General features: G+C 41.8%; 12 protein-coding genes. All 12 read left to right on the top strand.

Annotation, left to right across the window (positions count from 1 at the left end):
• Window positions 1-99 precede the first annotated feature (99 nt).
• The 12 genes from LLF92_07120 to LLF92_07065 all read left to right on the top strand — a co-directional run bounded on the left by LLF92_07120 (window position 100) and on the right by LLF92_07065 (window position 18,425).
• Window positions 100-840 carry a type II secretion system GspH family protein gene (locus LLF92_07120; protein ID MCE5340884.1) on the top strand — a complete coding sequence of 247 codons (741 nt, stop codon included), beginning with the start codon at window positions 100-102 and terminating at the stop codon, window positions 838-840.
• A 462-nt stretch (window positions 841-1,302) separates the two neighbouring features.
• Complete coding sequence (locus tag LLF92_07115; protein MCE5340883.1) at window positions 1,303-2,613, top strand: hypothetical protein; 1,311 nt, start codon at window positions 1,303-1,305, stop codon at window positions 2,611-2,613.
• A gap of 196 nt (window positions 2,614-2,809) precedes the next feature.
• The gene (locus LLF92_07110; GenBank protein MCE5340882.1) at window positions 2,810-4,906 is read left to right on the top strand and encodes a hypothetical protein; all 2,097 of its coding nucleotides are present in this window, start codon (window positions 2,810-2,812) and stop codon (window positions 4,904-4,906) included.
• A gap of 677 nt (window positions 4,907-5,583) precedes the next feature.
• Window positions 5,584-7,401, top strand: a complete 1,818-nt coding sequence (locus LLF92_07105; protein ID MCE5340881.1) for a DUF6067 family protein — start codon at window positions 5,584-5,586, stop codon at window positions 7,399-7,401.
• 25 nt (window positions 7,402-7,426) lie between these two features.
• Window positions 7,427-9,964, top strand: a complete 2,538-nt coding sequence (locus tag LLF92_07100) for a glycoside hydrolase family 95 protein (GenBank protein MCE5340880.1) — start codon at window positions 7,427-7,429, stop codon at window positions 9,962-9,964.
• Window positions 9,965-9,983: 19 nt separating this feature from the next.
• On the top strand, window positions 9,984-10,991 hold the full coding sequence (locus tag LLF92_07095) for an HAD hydrolase-like protein (protein ID MCE5340879.1): 1,008 nt from the start codon (window positions 9,984-9,986) through the stop codon (window positions 10,989-10,991).
• A 62-nt stretch (window positions 10,992-11,053) separates the two neighbouring features.
• Window positions 11,054-12,214: a uroporphyrinogen decarboxylase family protein gene (locus LLF92_07090; GenBank protein MCE5340878.1), complete on the top strand. Its 1,161-nt coding sequence runs from the start codon at window positions 11,054-11,056 to the stop codon at window positions 12,212-12,214.
• Window positions 12,215-12,274: 60 nt separating this feature from the next.
• The gene (locus LLF92_07085) at window positions 12,275-13,183 is read left to right on the top strand and encodes a class II fructose-bisphosphate aldolase (GenBank protein MCE5340877.1); all 909 of its coding nucleotides are present in this window, start codon (window positions 12,275-12,277) and stop codon (window positions 13,181-13,183) included.
• 36 nt (window positions 13,184-13,219) lie between these two features.
• Window positions 13,220-14,626: a hypothetical protein gene (locus LLF92_07080; GenBank protein ID MCE5340876.1), complete on the top strand. Its 1,407-nt coding sequence runs from the start codon at window positions 13,220-13,222 to the stop codon at window positions 14,624-14,626.
• Window positions 14,623-16,140 carry a hypothetical protein gene (locus tag LLF92_07075; protein MCE5340875.1) on the top strand — a complete coding sequence of 506 codons (1,518 nt, stop codon included), beginning with the start codon at window positions 14,623-14,625 and terminating at the stop codon, window positions 16,138-16,140. The genes LLF92_07080 and LLF92_07075 overlap by 4 nt, the downstream gene beginning before the upstream one ends.
• A 55-nt stretch (window positions 16,141-16,195) precedes the next feature.
• Entirely contained in the window at window positions 16,196-16,348 is a 153-nt protein-coding gene (locus LLF92_07070) for a hypothetical protein (protein ID MCE5340874.1), read from the top strand.
• The gene (locus LLF92_07065; GenBank protein MCE5340873.1) at window positions 16,323-18,425 is read left to right on the top strand and encodes a hypothetical protein; all 2,103 of its coding nucleotides are present in this window, start codon (window positions 16,323-16,325) and stop codon (window positions 18,423-18,425) included. Before LLF92_07070 ends, LLF92_07065 begins: the two co-directional genes overlap by 26 nt.
• Window positions 18,426-18,489 lie beyond the last annotated feature (64 nt).

Raw genomic sequence — 18,489 nt, 5'->3', positions numbered from 1 at the left:
ACCGACCTTGCAGTGTGAAATGTGAGGTCAGTCCTAAAAATGAGAGTAGTTGGTTTATTTGAGATAAGACTGTTTAGATAATTTTGGAAGGATATAACAATGGGACATCTCGGGAAAAGTAAAAGATACCGTGCTTTTACTCTTGTAGAACTACTTGTTGTGATTTCGATTATTGCCCTTTTACTAGCGGTTCTGATGCCCGCGTTGACCAGGGCGAGAGAAAGTGCCAAGGTAGTGATGTGTAAAGCAAACACTGGACAAATACTATTGGCTGCGAAGACCTACGGCATGGATAACAAAGATTATTTTACACCTCTGTGGGTGGAGAAGCCTGACGTTACGCCGCCAGGCGGTTATTGGTATGGAAATTATTGGTTTTGGCCGCAAATAATGAGCAAGAATCTGGGTGAACAGTTTGCATTGGCCAGATGCCCCAATGGTCGGTCGACTCAATATGCCGCCAGCCCTGTCCACGGCAACTATGGTTTGAATATAAATCTTACTGGTAATGGTAATGAAGATATCACCAACGGTGGTATGTTACCTGTGAAACAAATGAATGTTCGACAACCTGGCAATGTAATGCTGGTATGTGATTCGGGGACTTTTTACGCTCAAGAGTGGATGTCATATAGTCCAACCCAAAATACAGAGGAATATCTTCCGGGTAGCGATACCGTCACTCGGGTGACCCTAAAGTGGCCTGATGTCTTTGCAACCAAAGATGCGAAAAAAGGGCGGCATCCCTTGAGAGGCATATGTATGGGGTTTGTGGATGGTCATTCAGAAATACTTAAGGTGTCACTACTAAAGGGGAATTCTTTGTGGTATAAAAAGTAGCGAGTCGTCATAAGTGCAGTTTAGCGATCGCTTTGCCATTGAGAGGCATGTCTAAATTTTGTTGTGGCCCGGTGGTTTTCAAAAGGTGTATGCGTACATAGAATTGCACCAACGGCACTAAATAAATGCGATTTTTGGTGCCTTAAATATTGAACAAGTACCGCCTAAATATTTGCTACATGGTTTTTAATAAGCATTGATGTTGTAACAAATTCATATGTCTGGTTCGTATTTTTTTATTGTCTCTGGTATATACCATGAAAGTAAAGCGGGTCTTCGAATGTAAGATTGGGAAAGTGTTTTCGAATCATTAGCTTGGCTAACGGGCCAAGCATATTTGAAAAAGATTAAACTTCGTAAAAATTGCGGGCACACCTTTCAAGGAGATATCACAATTGCTAAGTTTTTGATAATTATGCGTGTGACAGCTATTTTTCTATATTCAAACGTAAGGAATTCGATATGAAGATATCAACGTGGAAAGGATCTTTCTGCTTTATTTTTTTGGGTTTTTGTGTGCTGAATCAGAAATGTTACAGTGTATCGAGTTTTGAACTCCAATCTATATCAGCCAATTCAGAATCTGAGAGGGTAAACGCTGGTACTAGTTCATATAACACAAATCGACAAAGCTATATACAGCTTTTAAATCAGGGCATCGATGGCTGTCGTCAGCAACTTCCGCGTATTACCGCGAGTGCCCAACAAGTGGCATTGCGGACTATTGCCGGCGGCAAACTCTGGGTTTCTGGTAGGCAACGTGATTTTATCCACGAAGCTATTGGCCGAGCCGGTGGTCTTATGGACATCAGACCACTCGATGTGAACTCATTGCGTCGTGGTGATAGCATTCTCTATGCTGTTGCAGGTGATTTAAATTCTTTGGACTTAGCAGCATTACGAACGTGGAACCACGAGGGGATATATGTGGTAGCTTTTGCTTCGGGCTCACTACCACAGGATATCAATCAGCCAGCCGCAACAGTGCTCATGAAGAATTTTACCTCATCAGGCTTGCCTGTTAATTATAACGGTAGGCAAATGCTTTGCCCAATCGATACCGTTCTTAATATTCTAAATCTCTGGACGTGGACAGGCGAGTTTACGTTTGCTTCACTCAGAGAGGGTAAGATGCCCATTTTCTATCAGAGTTACGGTTTGGAAGGCGCACGATTGCGAGCAGAGAAGTATATTGGCAAAACATTCCACGAAGATTTTAAAATTCCGCCAGTTATGCCTGGTGTTTTAGGCAAAGCATATATGGATGCCATACAAGCTGCATTGAATCGCATTGTCATTAATGACAGCAATGCTTTAGACCGTACTGTTGTTGCGTGGCATGCGGCAGAGCCCAATGCCAGTACTGCATGGGTAATAGGGCACATGTTCCCTGAGCACTTTCAGGATGTTCGTGCTCCACAGCCCATTCCGTTTAAGTCGTCTTTACATGAAATACCTGGTGTTCATCAGGAGTTTCCTATATATGGCCCCGAACAATTTATTCTTTATCTCGGCTATCAATATGCTCCAAAACTGTTATTGGAACAGATTACCGAAAGAGGCTTTACTTTAGCGTATTTGAGTGTACAGTCTGCTCAATCGCCAGCTACATCCAATATTATATTTATAGATCCTTGCTGGTCTTTGGCGGATGCCTGCGTGGATGTTCCGAACTATGATATTGCAATTCTTCCTCCCAGCGGTGTGCTTAACGCAGCTATTTATTGGTCATTATTAGCCAATTATTGTCAGACGGAACGTCATCGTTTATAATACAAGTATGATTGCCTTATTGCATATGCGGAATGATTCACATAGGGTGTGATGTGTAAAATATAAAAGTTTCAGAATTATATGATCAGAGTCTTTACAGCATATGCAAATATCTTAAATGTTCCGAATTATGGTGATAGTGAGTCGAAGGGATTGCAGTGCAAAAAAACAAAAATTATAGTCGAAAGTAAACCATATGTTATTAGTAAAAGGACAAAAGGATAAGATCAGGCCACTGTTTACGGCATGGTTTGGTAACTTTTTTGAGCCATATTTTTCATCAAAGCAAGCAGTTATAGATGGTCTTAAAGACTTAAAGTCTTTAGGTTTTAATGGGATAGTTTTAGACTCTAAATTGTGGTCAAATTTTAGCAGTTATTTTAAGGATGAGAAGCTTACGCCTTATGTAGAAATGCAGCTTTTTATAGTGCAATGCTGTAAAGAGCTTGGATTAAGTGTAAGTTTTCTCCCTCTTTATTTGTGTGGAGACAATCTTTACTATCTTGGAATTTATGACTATCCGCCGGAATTTATTGATCCTCCAATAGGTGCAGATGGCAAACCTATGATAGGCTACCGCCACTGGTCAGATAGGCAGATAGAAGCTCATGTTAAACATTGTTTAAATCTTTATGGAAAGATAGCAGGTCAGGCATCACAAAAAGCGGTGGATGAGTCCGGCAATGAAAGAATGCCATTCTATTTTTATCATGAACCGCTCTGTTTGCCAAGTTTTGATAAAGACGGTCAGGATCATTATCGCAGTTGGTTAGAGGGTAGATATACTATCGAGGCTATTAATAGCAGATATGGCACTAATTTTAGTTCTATTGATGATATGACCTTCAGAGACTACTGGTACAAACCGGAGAGTGTTGGAATATGTCCTGAAATTCCAACGATTGATGAATATGAAAACCGTGATGTAAATATATATCGTTATGCCGACAATCAGTTGTATCGGCTTGAAGTAATGCGCAATTATTTGAAAAAACTTTGCAAAGGTCTTCGCGAACAGAATTCAGAATTTTATCTTTATCCCGGTTTGGCCCAGTGGAAATATTTTTATCCGGACAGAAGAAACTTTAAGCCCTGGGATATGTCATTACGAGGGTTTGATTTGTGGGATGTTGGTGAGCTTGCAGATTCAGCCACTTTTACTACATTACCGCTGGATTCTCAGGTTGTTCCGAATTGTTATGTTGTCAGCAGTGAAACGGCAATGATGCGGTCTGCATCAAAAGGCAATGGTTTTATCGCCAGTCTTTTTATGGGTAGATATACGGAAATAGATGTTTATAATTTTGTCACGCCAGAGGAAGTTATTGCCACTGCTTTTGCGCAGGGAGCAAGTGATTTAAATGTGTATGGTTATAACGGACTTGATGACGGCGGTAATTATGGGCTTTGGCCGGCTGAACATAAAGATAGTTTGAAACGCGGCCTAAATTGGTTTTCGGATATAAGAGAAATAGCGGGGCATAGAACTAAAAGCAATGTTGCGATTCTTTTTCCTTTTGCGTCATCTGTATTAGAAAATGTTACATTAGGAGAAGTTTTTTTTAAGAATCGCCATGATTTACTTGGCTGGCATATCCAGCTTGCTGATTGCGGCTTAAATCCTGACGTAGTTCACGCTAAACAAGTCAAAAGAGGCAGTCTTGGCGGTTATGACGTGCTGTGTTTGCCTGCCGATCCAATGTATGATGTATTACGAGATTATGAGCTTGAGAAAGAACTAATCTCTTTTGTTCAATGTGGCGGGATAATTATGCACAGTGCTGCATCAGGTCTCGCTAAGGCAATTTTTCCCATTGGTGCAAATCAGCATGGCAGTGATAGTTTTGTATGTGATGAAAAAGTTGTTGTGGATTCCCCGTGTTTTATGAGTTTTGATACTGGAGAGGTTCTCGCCTATTATTTATCGGATAAAAAAACCGCGATTGCGCGTCAGAAGATTGGCAAAGGATTCGTCTATTCGTTTGGATTTAATTATGGTTATGCCTATGCCAATAGATATCATCTGCCAATGACGGGTTCTTACGGACGTGATAATCACTATCCGCTTACGATTATCAAAAGTACTCCGGTTGAGTCATTTTTAAGCCAGCATAATTTCTCAAAAAAACGTCATAGAGGCATCGAAATAGTACTGTTTGAAAAGGGCAAAGTAATAATAAATCATACTTCTTATCCCTATAGACTTGATGCCAAAAATGCCATCGCCACACAGCCTGATTTTAAAGAATTGCTTGGCGGCCATACTGCCGTTTTTGTACGGAATGGGGATTAAAAAACTTCTGCAAAATGAATAATTTTTATAGAAGCATGGTAATAGTAGTCAAGAAACTGTGAAAGCACGTGGCTAAGTTTGCAAGATTTGATTTGTAGAAAACTCAGGATTTTTCTTGACTTCTGTTTTTGCGCTGCTACAATGATACATGTATAAGAAACAGGTGTGATTAACGTCAGATGATGGCGTTGAGAGGGTGTTTGTGATTTATGCAAGGCGCACGGGTGAATGGAAATGCGTTGAGCGGGATGCACATCGCTTTCTGTGATTTTTAAAATTCTTATTTTTTGATGGAAGAAAGTAGTTTTTGGTTTTTGGCTGCGATGTTGTTAGCAGAAAGTGTTGCTAATGCCACCTGTTATCGCTTGCTTTTCACAAGCATGTGGTAATGGGTCTTAAATGGTATTATAATTCATTGGTTCTGTAAATACGATATGCCTCTATATGGACATGTTGTTCCCGTTCTTCTTGCCAAGTGGTGTGCGAGACACTCATTTATGGGTCGTTATGGGGTAATTATTATCAGTTCAAGACACCTATTCATATCTGGCGTGGTAATCTTTATGGACCAATACCGATGTGGAGATGATTAAACAAAACAAGGCGTGGAACTCGTTGTTTTGCATAAAGTTATATTTTTGCAAAAAGGTTTTAACCATTAACTTAAGGAGTGAAACATGGTAAGAACATTTATTTTTATTGTGGTGATGTGTATTATTTCCGCTGGCGAATTAAAGGCCGGAGAGGTTACGGAAAAAATATTAACTGATGGAGTAACAGAAAGAGTATATACTGACGGCAAACATACAATAGTGGTTAACGGTACAGAGCTTAATGATCTTACACCCAAGCCTGAACCATTTCCGAACAGCGTAAACGATATTGATAACAAACGTGGTTATATTCTTTACCATCGTAGTGCATCCGATCAGGTTTTTCGTTTCAGCAGTCCCATTGCGGAAGAGCGAACCTGCAAACTTTCCACAGATGTCAGTCTCGGAGAAAAACGGCATATGCAATTTGCGATATATGCGTTGCGTGACCTCGGCAATGTTGATGTTTCTGTTGGTGTACTGACACGAGACGGCGGAGAAACATTGCCTAAGGAAACAGTACTTGTGCGTCCAGTTCGACTTGGTCTTTGGCGAAATTATTGGAATCCATGGTATCAGGAAGCTCCAAAACTTATAGATGCGTCGGGTACACTGGTAGAAGCGATTAAGGGACAGAGCAGGCAGATTTGGCTGGCAGTTGATACTCCTCGCTCTGTAAAAAGCGGTGAGTATAAAGGGAGTCTTTTTATCCGACCGGAAAAAGGTGAACCGGCTGAATTGAAAATAAGTATCAATGTTCTTGATTTTGAGTTGAAAGAGGGTATGTGGTGGGGGGTATATTATTATTCTGGGTTTAATGAAAATACTCCGCGGGATTTTGCAGATATGAAAGCACATGGGGTTAATTCTATGCTTATCTGTCCTCCCGGCCATGTAGAACCTGTGCTTGAGCGCGACGGTAATACTGTGAAAATATCATTTCCGCAGACTGATTTGGCGATGGCTGAGTTGAAAAAACAGGGTTTCAATCGTCCGGTGGCATACTACCCTCGTTTTTTAAGCAGCCGCATCTTGCAGATGTTTAACCGCGTTGATGGTCAAAAGTTTAAAGCCTATGATTATTACGGGCAGGCGGCGGTTGATTTTAAGGCAAAAGATTTTCCGGACGATTTGAAACCTGTTCTTCAGGATGTTTTCCGGCAGATGGTAAAACATGCTAAAGAGGCAAATTGGCCCGAGATTTTGTGGTATTTTGATGATGAACCTGGTGCTGTTGATTTACCCGGTCATATGATACCATTAGAATGGTCATTGCTGGAATATCGTCTTTTTAAAGAGGTATTTCCCCATGAGCAAACGTTGTGCACGATTTATAAATTGGGTGTGTACAAAGCGTTGTCCTGTATTGATGTGTGTGTCGGAGACCTCTGGCGTTTTGATAATGAGTTTATGAATTATGTCAAGACCAATGGTTCACAGGCCTGGGGAATAAGATTTCTCTGTCAGTATAACACATATAATTTTCCACGTCATTTTGCGGGCATTGGAATAGAAAAGATGGGTTTAACAGGCTTTACGGAATGGACATATTATGGTGCGCCATTATACAAACCTTACGACCAGTTGTTGAATAAGGAGGGGTGCCAATATGCATTTGTTGATGAACAGGGGAGGTTACTTACTACCATCTCATGGGAAGCTGTTCAGGAGGGTATCTATGATGCTCGTTATATCGTAACTCTTCGTAGCCTGATAGAAAAGGCGAGGCTATCGCAAGATGCCGACCATAAAGCAATAGCTGATAAAGGTGAAAAAACTCTTCAGCAAGTTATGGCAAAAATTCCCGCTATTCCTTCCGTTTTGAACGAATCGGAAATGGATAATATGAGAAAAATACTTGCCGATTCTATACAGCAGTTTGTAAAAGCCGGAATATACTAAATTAAATTCAGGAAAATTGAGCCTTATGAGCAAGAAAAATAAAACTATCGATACGATAAATGTTTCTCTGGAATCATCGGCCGATGAACATAAACCGGTGTTGTCTCTCTGTAGCCCAGCCGCTAACTGGAGCAATGGTATTCCGCTTGGCAATGGGCGACTTGGTACTATGATGTGGGGAGGGCCTTTTGAAACATATATTACGCTTAATGCCGATAGGTTGTGGCGTAATAATATCCAATACGAACTGGAAGATAAATCTGAAATTTTTAAGGAAATAAGGCGGTTATGCAGAGAAAAGAGATGGGCGGGTGCTGAGGCCTTGAGCCAGGAACTTACTCCGAAGAATTCCAGTGGAAGTTCATTTTTGGGTGTTAATTCGTATCAGCCGGCTGCTCAAATTCGTGTTTCTGTAAGGCATAATTGTGGTGCTCAGGGATATAAAAGCCAGCTTGATCTTAATGAAGCTGTGTGTAGGGTTGCGTATAACGCCAACAATAATGCTTTTGAGTGGCTGTCTTTTGTGTCAGCGGTCAATGACGTATCAGTTACAAAGATAACATCAAATGGTTCGTCCGAGTTGCCTGTTGTTCGCATCGACCTGGTACGTCCAATAAGCGACAGGTCGCTTGAGACGGCAAAGACCCAGGCTGCCAGCGCAGTGAATGTAAAAAAAAACGATCAAACAGAAGAAAAGTGCGATTATTTATGGGAGGTAAAGACTGATATTACAAAAGATGGCATATTGGTTTTATCGGGGCGTTCTGATGAAGGAGTTTCTTTTGCGGCGGCAGTGGCCGTAATGATAGATAGCGGAGAGCAGCGGCTTATGCCCATTCCTGCTACCGTCCTGCATAGTGTCGGTCATCGAGCTGAAATAAAAAATGCCAAAAGCATAATTTTTTTAGCAAATGTATATGTTGATACAGAATGCAGTAATCCTGTTGACGAATGTTTGTCTCGGTTGAGGCATATTAAGAAAATCACTTTTAAAGAACTATACGATTCACATGTAGAAGATTACAAATCTTTTTCTACTCGATGTTCTGTCAATTTGGGCGGTCAGACATTTTCAGAAAAAACCAACACCGAATTATTGCAGGATTGCAGAGAAAAATCAGAAGCTTCGCCTGCTCTTTTAGAAAGAATGTTTGAAATGGGGCGATACCTTATGATTAGTGGCTCGCGTCCTGGAACTCTGCCTCTTAATTTGCAGGGTATCTGGAATAATGACCTTTCACCGGCCTGGAGTTGTGATTTTCATTATAACATTAATATTCAGATGGCGTACTGGCCCGTAGAGGTAGCCAATCTTTCAGAATGTCATTTGCCGTTGGCCGAGTTGCTTAATCAGCAAATTCCCGCTTTTAAAAATAATGCAAAGCAGATTTTTGGCATGAATGGATTAATGTTGCCAAACTGTTCAGACCTGACCGGGCGATTTAATATGGGATTTTGGAATTTATCTCCATGTACGGCGGCCTGGATGTCGCAGCATTTGTGGTGGCATTGGGAATATACGCAGGACAAAAATTTTCTTCAGTATAAAGCCATTCCATTTATGACAGAAGCCATCAAATTTTATCTGGACTATATTCAGATAGACGATGGCGGAAATATAATAATCACACCTGGGTATTCGCCGGAAAACAAAGCTGATGACAGAAATGCGTTCTTTGGCCAAAATGCTGAGATAGATTTAGCTTTTATCAAAGAACTTTTCGGAAATTATATAAATGCCGGCAGCAATGTCGATGTCGATTGGAAAATTGTTTTGTCCTGTAAAAAATTACTCGAAAAGTGGCCCGAACCCGGCATTGACAAAGACGGCAAGCTGTCTGAAATGGAAGATGCCGTATATGACCACTTTCAAAGGCACCTCTCTCATCTGGTAGGGTTATATCCCGCAAGCATTGTCAGCGCGGAGTCGGATCCGAAATTGCTCAATGCTTATCGCAAAGCGATGGAACATCGTAAATACTGGGGATTCGATGACTGGATGGATTTTACATGGGTGTGGATGGGATTATTGCATGCAAGATTAGGAGAAGCTGAAGAGGCCGCAAAGTGTTTGGACGTTATGGCACAAGCCTTTTTCATGGATAATCTTTTGAGCAGTTGTTTTGATTTTAGACGACTGGGCTGGGGGACTGTTTGGGCGGACACATCAGGCGATACCCCATGGTTATTCCAGGTGGAAGGAAACATGGGAGTAACGGCTCTTATTGCTGAAATGCTTTTGCAATCACACAATGGTGTGGTTCGTATTTTGCCGGCGTTGCCAGGTCGTTGGCCGAACGGACAGTTCAGGCGGCTAAAAGCTCGCGGTGGTTTCGAGGTATCTGCGATATGGGCGGAGGGTCGCGTTCGACTAATTGAAATCAAATCGATATGCGGTAGTTCTGTTGATATACGGATTCCTGCTAAGTGTGCCGGTACTGCGACAGTAATGTCTAAGGATAAAGTTATTTGGGTTGGGGAAATTAAACATCCTAATCATCGTTGTGCATTTGATACGGTGCAAGGTGACGAATATAAAATTTCAATAGATTATCAAGAGTAACGAGCGTAGAAGGAAAAAAATGGTATTAACGGAACATGCCAAAAAGGCAAAAATAGAGTTGTCTATTCTTGGTCCAAACGCCAAGGAATCAGAATTCATTTCGCTCGAAAAGTGTAGCGATGATAATTTTCGCGTTGGTAGAAATGGTGTCAGGTGTATATTGGCAACGCGGGACAGAAAGGTTGAATTTATTTTTTTAGAATGTGGGGTTCTTGCGTATGTTAAATCCTCACTTGGTTATCCGGCGTATTATGCGGTACAGCCAGTTCGAATCCAAAAGCCGGTTGACGCGGTTTTGATGGATTTGGATGGAACAACTGTACGGAGCGAAGATTTCTGGATATGGATAATAGAGCGATCTGTAGCAAGTGTGATTGGTAATGCGAAGTTTGGACTGGAAGAGTCGGATATTCCTTATGTTTCAGGGCATAGTGTTTCAGAGCATTTGGAATACTGTATTAGGAAATATTGTCCTGATAAAACGCTTGAACTTATACGTGATTATTACTTTGAGCATTCCCGAAGAGAACTTAATGAGATTGTGCATGGTCGTGGTCGTATAGATGCATTTTCACCGACTGCTGGACTTAAAGACTTTTTGCTCGGCATTAAGGGCAAAGGAATAAAAATTGGGCTGGTCACTTCTGGATTGTATGAAAAAGCATGGCCTGCGATTATTTCGGTCTTTAGGCGTCTGAATATAGACGACCCTCAAACTTTTTATGATGCCATTATTACCGCTGGTTTTCCTTTGAGAAAGGGTGATGTTGGCACACTAGGCGAGCTTTCTCCTAAACCACACCCGTGGCTCTATTCTGAATGCAGCAGAGTAGGCATGGGAATAGCCGTTGAAAAAAGATTTCATGTAGTCGGTATAGAAGACAGCGGGGCAGGTATCTGCTCGCTGAAACTTGCCGGATTTGCGCCAATTGGAATCGCCGGAGGTAATATAGTTGAAAGTGGCACTAAGGGACTGTGTGAACATTATTGCGAAAATTTTGAACAAATAAATAATATTATTCAATGAGCCGCACTGAATTGTGTCGAACAATGATAAATGAGATGAAATAATTTGGAGGTATAATATTAATGAATAACCGTCAGCGAACTTTGGCAATCTTACGACATCAGAAATATGATGGTCTTCCTATTGTACATTTTGGTTACTGGCAAGAGACATTGCATAAGTGGGCTTGCGAAGGTCATATCACACAGGAGCAGGCATTGAATTGGGCAGATGCTACGCCATACGACAAGGAAATCAGTAAAAAGCTTGGTTTTGACTTTAATTGGCTTACGTGCTTTCTGCCGGCTAATAAGCTTAGGCCTGTTTTTGAAGAGAAGGTAATTGAGGAATACTCTGATGGTTCCAAAAAGGTTCTTAATGAAGATGGTGTGATAATTTTGGTAAAACCTGGTAAAATTTCTATACCGCAGGAATTCGACCATTTACTCAAGGATCGTGCATCTTGGGAAGACCACTACTTGCCAAAGTTACAGTTTTCTATTTCACGTGTTAACGAAGGTTTTGTCACGGCGGGCCAAGCAGTTTTTAAATTTGTACCGGAAGGGTTAAAGTTTCTTAAAGAAGAAAAAAATAGAGAAAATCCAGTAGGGCTATTTTGCGGCAGCCTCTTGGGTCAGATAAGGAATTGGCTTGGGCTAGAAGGCTTGAGCTATCTTTATGCAGATGACGAAAAACTTTTTGATGAAATTATCAACACGGTAGGCGAACTCTCATATAAAATTGTCGATAGTGTTCTTATAACGGGTGCCAAATTTGATTTTGCGCATTTCTGGGAAGACATTTGTTTCAAAAACGGACCTCTGATTTCTCCCCAGATTTTCGAACAGAAAGTCGGTCCCCACTACAAGCGTATTACCGATTTGCTTGGAGAACATGGTATTGATATTGTTTCGCTCGACTGTGACGGGTGTATCGATGCGCTTATTCCTGCCTGGCTTGCGAATGGCGTGAATACTATGTTTCCAATTGAGGTTGGTACCTGGAATGCCTCGATTAAACCATGGCGTCAAAAATATGGTAAAAAAATCAGGGGTGTTGGTGGGATGAATAAGACAGTTTTTTCGCAGGATTTTTCAGCCATTGATGCCGAAGTCGAACGTCTTAGGCCATTAGTGGAATTAGGTGGATATATTCCTTGTCCAGATCACCGTATTGCACCGGATGCGAAGTGGGACAATGTGTGTTATTATTGTGATAAAATGAGACAGGTATTCAGCAATTAAGATAACATCTTATATATTAGTATGACATTGTGTAACAGAAAATGAAAAGGTGGTGAGAAAATGATGATACAAACGGTAAAGGGAATTATGTGTGCTGCACGAAAGTCACATATAGTTGTTCCCAGTTTCAATATACCCTATCTTCCAATGATGGAACCGGTGGTGCGAGCGCTGCGGGACACACAGTGCTTTGGGCTTATTGCGGTAGCAAGACTGGAATGGGAAAAATTTGAAGCAGGCAGTCTGCGTGCAATATATAACGAATACCAAAAGTGTAAAGATGAAAAATATACGCGTCTACACCTTGACCATGTGCCGGTAATAGATGAGGATAATCAACTGGTTGACTATTTTAAAATTATCTCTGAAGCTGTAGATATGGGATATGAATCAGTTATGGTTGATGGCTCGCGATTGTCTCTGGCCGAGAATATCGCTGCCACACGGAAAGTGGCTGATATGGCGCATAAAGCCGGGATTCCTGTAGAAGGCGAACTTGGTGCGGTGATGGGGCATGAAGCCGGCCCAATTTGTCCCTACGAAGAGTTATTTGCCTCTGGTAAGGGATTCACATCTCCAGCAGAGGCTAAACGCTTTGTGGACGAAACAAATGTTGACTGGCTTTCTGTGGCAATTGGGAATATTCATGGCGCAATCTCCTCCGCAAAGAAAGATACAAAAAAAGTTGAAGCCAGACTTAACATCGAGCATCTCAAAGCAATAAGCCAGGCGGCTGTCGTTCCTCTTGTTATTCATGGCGGCTCAGGCATTAAAAAGGCGTATATTATCGAAAGCATCCGGCAGGGTATCGCAAAAATTAATATCGGTACCGCCATTCGTCAGTCTTATGAAGCTGCTCGCAAAGAATCAGTTATCAAGGCTCAGCAGGCCGTATATGTGACAGTGATGAACATTGTAAATGACGAATTAGAGATTAATAATTCTGCAAAACGGATTTTAAGCTACTGAAAACAATATGGAAAACAATACGAAAAGGAAATTGTTATGAAAGAAAACAAAATGACATTCGCATTATTTTTTGGTAATCGTGGTTTTTTTCCTGCATCATTGCAGAAAACTGCACGACGGGAAATGAAAGATGCCCTGTCAAAGCTCGGCTACAAAACACTTATGCTTGACGAGCGGGCAACACGCTTTGGTGCTGTTGAAACACCCAAAGAGGGACAAATATATGCCGATTTTCTGCGTAATAACAAAGGCAAATATGGGGGAGTAATCCTTTGTTTGCCGAATTTTGGAGATGAGACTGGCGCGATTTCAGCGCTCAAGGATTGCGGTGTACCGATTCTGATTCAGGCGTATCCGGATGAGCTTGATAAAATGGCGCCCCAGCTTCGGCGAGATGCATTTTGCGGTAAGATTTCGATAATGGATGTATTCTGTCAGTATGGTCTGCCGTTTACGGCTCTCAAGCCTCATACGGTGCATCCCAAAACGAAACAGTTTGCCGAAAACATTGACTATTTTGGCAGACTGTGTCGTGTGGTAAATGCCATGAAAAATATGGTCGTAGGCGCTATCGGCGCTAGAACTACGGCTTTCAAGACTGTTCGTATTGATGAGCTTGCTATGCAGCGGCATGGGATAACAATGGAGACGCTTGACCTGTCAGATATTTTTCATAGAATGACATTTCTGAAAAATGATGATAAAAAGTGCAAAGAAAAAGCCCGGTGTCTTGCCGATTACTCTTCATGGAAGAGTACGCCGAAAAAGGTTTTCAGCAAAATAGTAAAACTGGGTGTTGTGCTTGATTCTGTGGTGGAAGAATTCGGCATGGATGCGATAGCAATCAGGTGCTGGATAGAATTACAGAAGCAGCTTGGTATTTCCCCATGCGTGCTGCTAAGTGAGATGAATGAGCGTGGTATAGCGGCGTCGTGCGAGGTTGATATTGGCAATGCGGTAACTATGTATGCGTTGTCGAAGGCTTCTGGTAATGCGGCGACGTGCCTTGATTGGAACAACAATTATGGCGATGATGAAAATAAGTGTATTCTTTTTCATTGCGGGTCGGTGCCACAAAGTATGATGAGTAAGAGCGGGCAAATAACCGAACATGCTATTTTGGCCAATGCAGTGGGTAAGGGCTGTTCGTATGGCTGTAATGTCGGCGAGATTGCGCCAACACCTATAACTTTTGGCAGTATGCTGACAAACGCAGGGGAGCTTCAGTTTTATTTGGGGCAGGGACGTTTTACAGATGATTCAATACCCAAAGATTTTTTTGGTTGTGCAGGCGTAGCGGAAATCGATGGTTTGCAGAATGCACTTCAGCGAATAGGCTATATGGGGCATCGACATCATGCAAGCGTTACGCCTGGGCATGTAGTTGAACCTGTCGCAGAGGCATTTGAAAAATATCTCGGATACAAGGTTGTAAAATTATGAGTCTAATGGGGATTGATGTCGGTACGACGGGCTGTAAAGTTGTTGTGTTTTCAGGCAATGGGCAATGTATTGCAGCAGCTTACAGAGAGTATCCGACATTACGCACTCAGGCCGGCTGGGTGTATTTAGACAGTAGGGTAGTTGTAAAGGCAATTAAGGAAGTTATATCGGAAACCGCAGCCCAAACATCAAAAGATATTGTGCAGGCAATCTCTGTCAGTTCGCTGGGCGAGGCAATGACGCCTGTTTCCGCTGATGGCAGCATTCTTGGCGATAGTATCCTGGGCGCGGATGTGCGCGGCAAGGATTTGCTCGAACGCACTGTTGTTATTAGACAAAAGGACTTTTATAAAATTAACCCCAATATCCTTGGTCCCAACTATTCTCTACCTAAACTCCTGTGGTTAAAGCACCATAAACCAGATTTATACCGGAAATCCGACAAATTTTTGTTGTGGGGCGATTTGGTAACATTTATTCTTAGCGGCGAATCTCTGACAAGTTTCTCCCTTGCCAACCGCACTCTGCTGTTTGATATTCGCAGGGAAACATGGTCAGATGAACTGCTGAAGCTTTGTGATATTGAGCAGGCAAAACTGCCACTGCCAGTTGCCAGTGGTACCATAGCGGGGCATTTACGTGCTTCGATAGCTGCAGAGCTCAATCTGCCTAAAAACATAAAAGTGGTAGTTGGTGCTCATGACCAGTGCTGCAATTCATTAGGTGCCGGAATTTATACAGCTGGCAAAGCAGTGTGCGGAATTGGAACGTTTGAGTGCATCACGCCGACGTATGACTATTTGCCGGATTCTGAATATATGCTTGCCAGCGGCCTTAACATTGAGCATCATGCGATTGCAGGACTGTATGTATCCTTTATATATAACCAGAGTGGTTCACTTGTGCGATGGTTTCGTGATACTTTCGCCTCCGCGGATAAGAAGTTGATTAAACCCGGTGATGATATTTATGAAATCCTTGCTGGCGAAATGCCCGCCGAACCTACAAGGCTCTTGACGTTACCGTATTTTGAGGCAAGTGGCGCGCCTCATTTTATAAGTGATGCTGCCGGAGTAATCGCTGGCCTGAAAATAAATACACGAAGAGGTGAAATACTTAAATCCATAATGGAGTGTACAAGTTTTTATTTTTTGGAAAGTATTGATTCACTTAGAAATATTGGTATTGATACTAACGAATTTGTCGTAACTGGCGGAGGCGCAAAGTCTAATCAATGGTTGAAAATAAAGGCCGATATTTTTGGTGTTCCCTTTGTCCGTCCCAAAATCATCGAGTGCAGCGCTCTCGGAGCCGCCATGCTGGCTGGTATCTCAACCGGGGTTTTTGCAAACGCACGGGACGCCGTTTCGAAGTGTGTTAGAATTGATTGTACCTTTGAGCCAGATGCAAAGCGTCACAGGATTTACAAAGAAAAATACGAAATGTACAAGCAAATTTCTCCGGTCTTAAGGGACGCATCAACGATATTGCGCAGATGGGAAGAGATGGAGTAAAAATAGATCTAAAATAATTTGTGAAAAATAAAGAAAGAATTAGTTGGGATTTAGTATGACAACGCTGGTTTTTTATAAAACCTATTTTGCGGCATCAAAAATGCGGTTTGATAAAATCCATTACCAACGCAAAATAAAGACTTATGAACAAAGTAACGCTGTAGTATTAGGAATTAATAAATATGGCAGAATTACAGTTGCAGGCTGAAAACAGGATACTCTATTGTTCCCTGATTGTTGGTGATAAAACCATTTCGCGATTTCAATATAAGTATTATCTGAAGTGGGAACAGGACCGGCAATCATCTTACACAGACATTGTCAAAGACCTGTCTGTCCGGAAAATTTCTGAAAACGAGGAACATCGGACTGTTTTCGAAATAACCGGACTGTTGGGTAATGTTATAAGATTCAAACAAACCTTTTCACAATTATCAGCACAGCGGATAGAAGAGACGATAACAATTCATAATGTTTCAAATGAACCTATCAAAATTGATGACATAAGCTGCGGCTTTCACGAATGTCTTGCCGATAAGCAGGATTGGCGGCTAATTGCTGTTCCCTTCAGGATTCAGGTAAATGGCCAAAAACATGATTATACCTGTGATCAGCTGATCAAAGGACAATGTTCCAATTCGGGCGGCGAAATATCATCTGTGTTCCCTCCTTTAGTACAGGGTGCATTGCGGTCAGAAGCGTGGCTCTGGACTAATAACAAAATTGGTTTGTTGGTTGGGAAGTACAACAATGATAATATTGAAATGTCTATAGCGAAACTTCAAAGGAAACTGGATAATAGTAATTCTGTGCTGCAATTTGGTGGCGTGGGATTCTGCCTTTTTGATGAGCCGTCAGACGCTAAAGTCCTGCGATCTAAAGCTAACTTTACTTTTGGAATTACACATTACGAAGTCTACGCCGGTGGTTTGGAACAGGGTTTTCGAAAATATAAGTTGTTTCTGAAATCCAAAGGCCACACATTCTCAGACACATACAATCCTCCGATCAACTGGGAAACACTGTATGATATTGGCTGGTACCATAGTGATCAGGAACAACTTGATAAACATTACACCTTAGATAAACTTTTCTTAGAAGCGGAAAAGGCAAAAGAAATAGGCTGTGAGTTGCTCTACCTTGATCCAGGCTGGGAAGAATGCGAAGGTACATCCCTATGGGATGAAAAACGGCTTGGAAAGGTTTCAGATTTTCAGGAAATATTACGACAAAAATATAACTTAAAATTTGGATATCGGGATTCTGCTTGGCTATATCGAGATGAATTTCCGCATTCATGGTATCATTGCCCAAATCCCATAGCGGAAAGAGGTCGCTCTAACCCTTCGCAAGATTCCCGCCCCCAGCGTATATGGCACTTTTGCAGTTTATGTGAAGAATGGAAGAAAGAAAAAATCAGGCGCATTCAGGATATCAATACTGCTGGTGTAGAATTCATGATGATTGATGAATACTGTTGGTTTGGTCCATGTTTTGCGAAAGATCATGGCCATAGTATTCCCACAACAGCCAGCGATCATGTTAAAGCTGTTTTTGATTTGGTTAAAGCGGTGAGAGACAGTTCGCCTGACATCCTTATTGAAGCCCATGACCCGGTATGGCCTTGGGGATGCAGATATCTTCCTATTTACTTCAGGCAGGGGTTTGGCCCAGAGGCTGCCTATCAGGAAATTTGGGGGTTTGAGTTTATGTGGGATTGTTTCAAGAATCTCAAAGAAGAAGGCAGAGCTAAAGCCCTTTATTATTATGCTCTGGCTTCAAATGTTCCCTTATACCTGCATATTTCCATGGTTCCGGACAACGACCAATGTCTCTTTTTCTGGTGGGCGGCATCAACTGTCAGGCATTTGGGTATTGGCGGAAAATATCATAGTTACGACCCTGAAATTGTAGCCAAATATTGCCCAGACCCAGAAAGGCGATGGGACTCTTATAAACAGGCGATGAAACTCTATCTTGCGCTAAAGGAATATTTTGTCCGAGGAGAATTTCACGGATTACATGAAGAAGCCCATCTGCATACTTTGGACGGGAAAATCGGCGGAGTTCTAAATCTGTTCAATATTTCGGAGCAGCCTCTCAAAATAGAAGCGTGGATTGAGCCTGAAATGATAGGGGTTCTGTCAAATAGTAAACTCGAATCAAATGTTCCGGATAACATCGAATGGTGCAACGGCAAACTCCATGTGAGCGTTCCATTAGACGCAGCTTCATCGCAGGTAGTGTTATTGGGAGATGCTTGTAAAGTTCTACATAAATATTAAAAGTGGCGACTTTTGGAATGGTGCGAAATTGCTATGGAACTAGCTTGCGAATATGTTTCTTAAC

This window comes from Planctomycetaceae bacterium, assembly GCA_021371795.1.
Classification (GTDB): Bacteria; Planctomycetota; Phycisphaerae; order Sedimentisphaerales; family UBA12454; genus UBA12454.
The sequence above is the reverse complement of the archived record's forward strand: the minus strand, read 5'-3'. Positions and strand labels throughout refer to the sequence as shown.

What these genes read in the sequence shown, in the direction of transcription:
- LLF92_07095 (MCE5340879.1), top strand. Translation starts at nt 9,984, where the DNA reads ATGGTATTAACGGAACATGCCAAAAAGGCAAAAATAGAGTTGTCTATT.
- LLF92_07065 (MCE5340873.1), top strand. Translation starts at nt 16,323, where the DNA reads ATGGCAGAATTACAGTTGCAGGCTGAAAACAGGATACTCTATTGTTCC.
- LLF92_07085 (MCE5340877.1), top strand. Translation starts at nt 12,275, where the DNA reads ATGATGATACAAACGGTAAAGGGAATTATGTGTGCTGCACGAAAGTCA.
- LLF92_07090 (MCE5340878.1), top strand. Translation starts at nt 11,054, where the DNA reads ATGAATAACCGTCAGCGAACTTTGGCAATCTTACGACATCAGAAATAT.
- LLF92_07120 (MCE5340884.1), top strand. Translation starts at nt 100, where the DNA reads ATGGGACATCTCGGGAAAAGTAAAAGATACCGTGCTTTTACTCTTGTA.
- LLF92_07070 (MCE5340874.1), top strand. Translation starts at nt 16,196, where the DNA reads ATGACAACGCTGGTTTTTTATAAAACCTATTTTGCGGCATCAAAAATG.
- LLF92_07110 (MCE5340882.1), top strand. Translation starts at nt 2,810, where the DNA reads ATGTTATTAGTAAAAGGACAAAAGGATAAGATCAGGCCACTGTTTACG.
- LLF92_07075 (MCE5340875.1), top strand. Translation starts at nt 14,623, where the DNA reads ATGAGTCTAATGGGGATTGATGTCGGTACGACGGGCTGTAAAGTTGTT.
- LLF92_07100 (MCE5340880.1), top strand. Translation starts at nt 7,427, where the DNA reads ATGAGCAAGAAAAATAAAACTATCGATACGATAAATGTTTCTCTGGAA.
- LLF92_07115 (MCE5340883.1), top strand. Translation starts at nt 1,303, where the DNA reads ATGAAGATATCAACGTGGAAAGGATCTTTCTGCTTTATTTTTTTGGGT.
- LLF92_07105 (MCE5340881.1), top strand. Translation starts at nt 5,584, where the DNA reads ATGGTAAGAACATTTATTTTTATTGTGGTGATGTGTATTATTTCCGCT.
- LLF92_07080 (MCE5340876.1), top strand. Translation starts at nt 13,220, where the DNA reads ATGAAAGAAAACAAAATGACATTCGCATTATTTTTTGGTAATCGTGGT.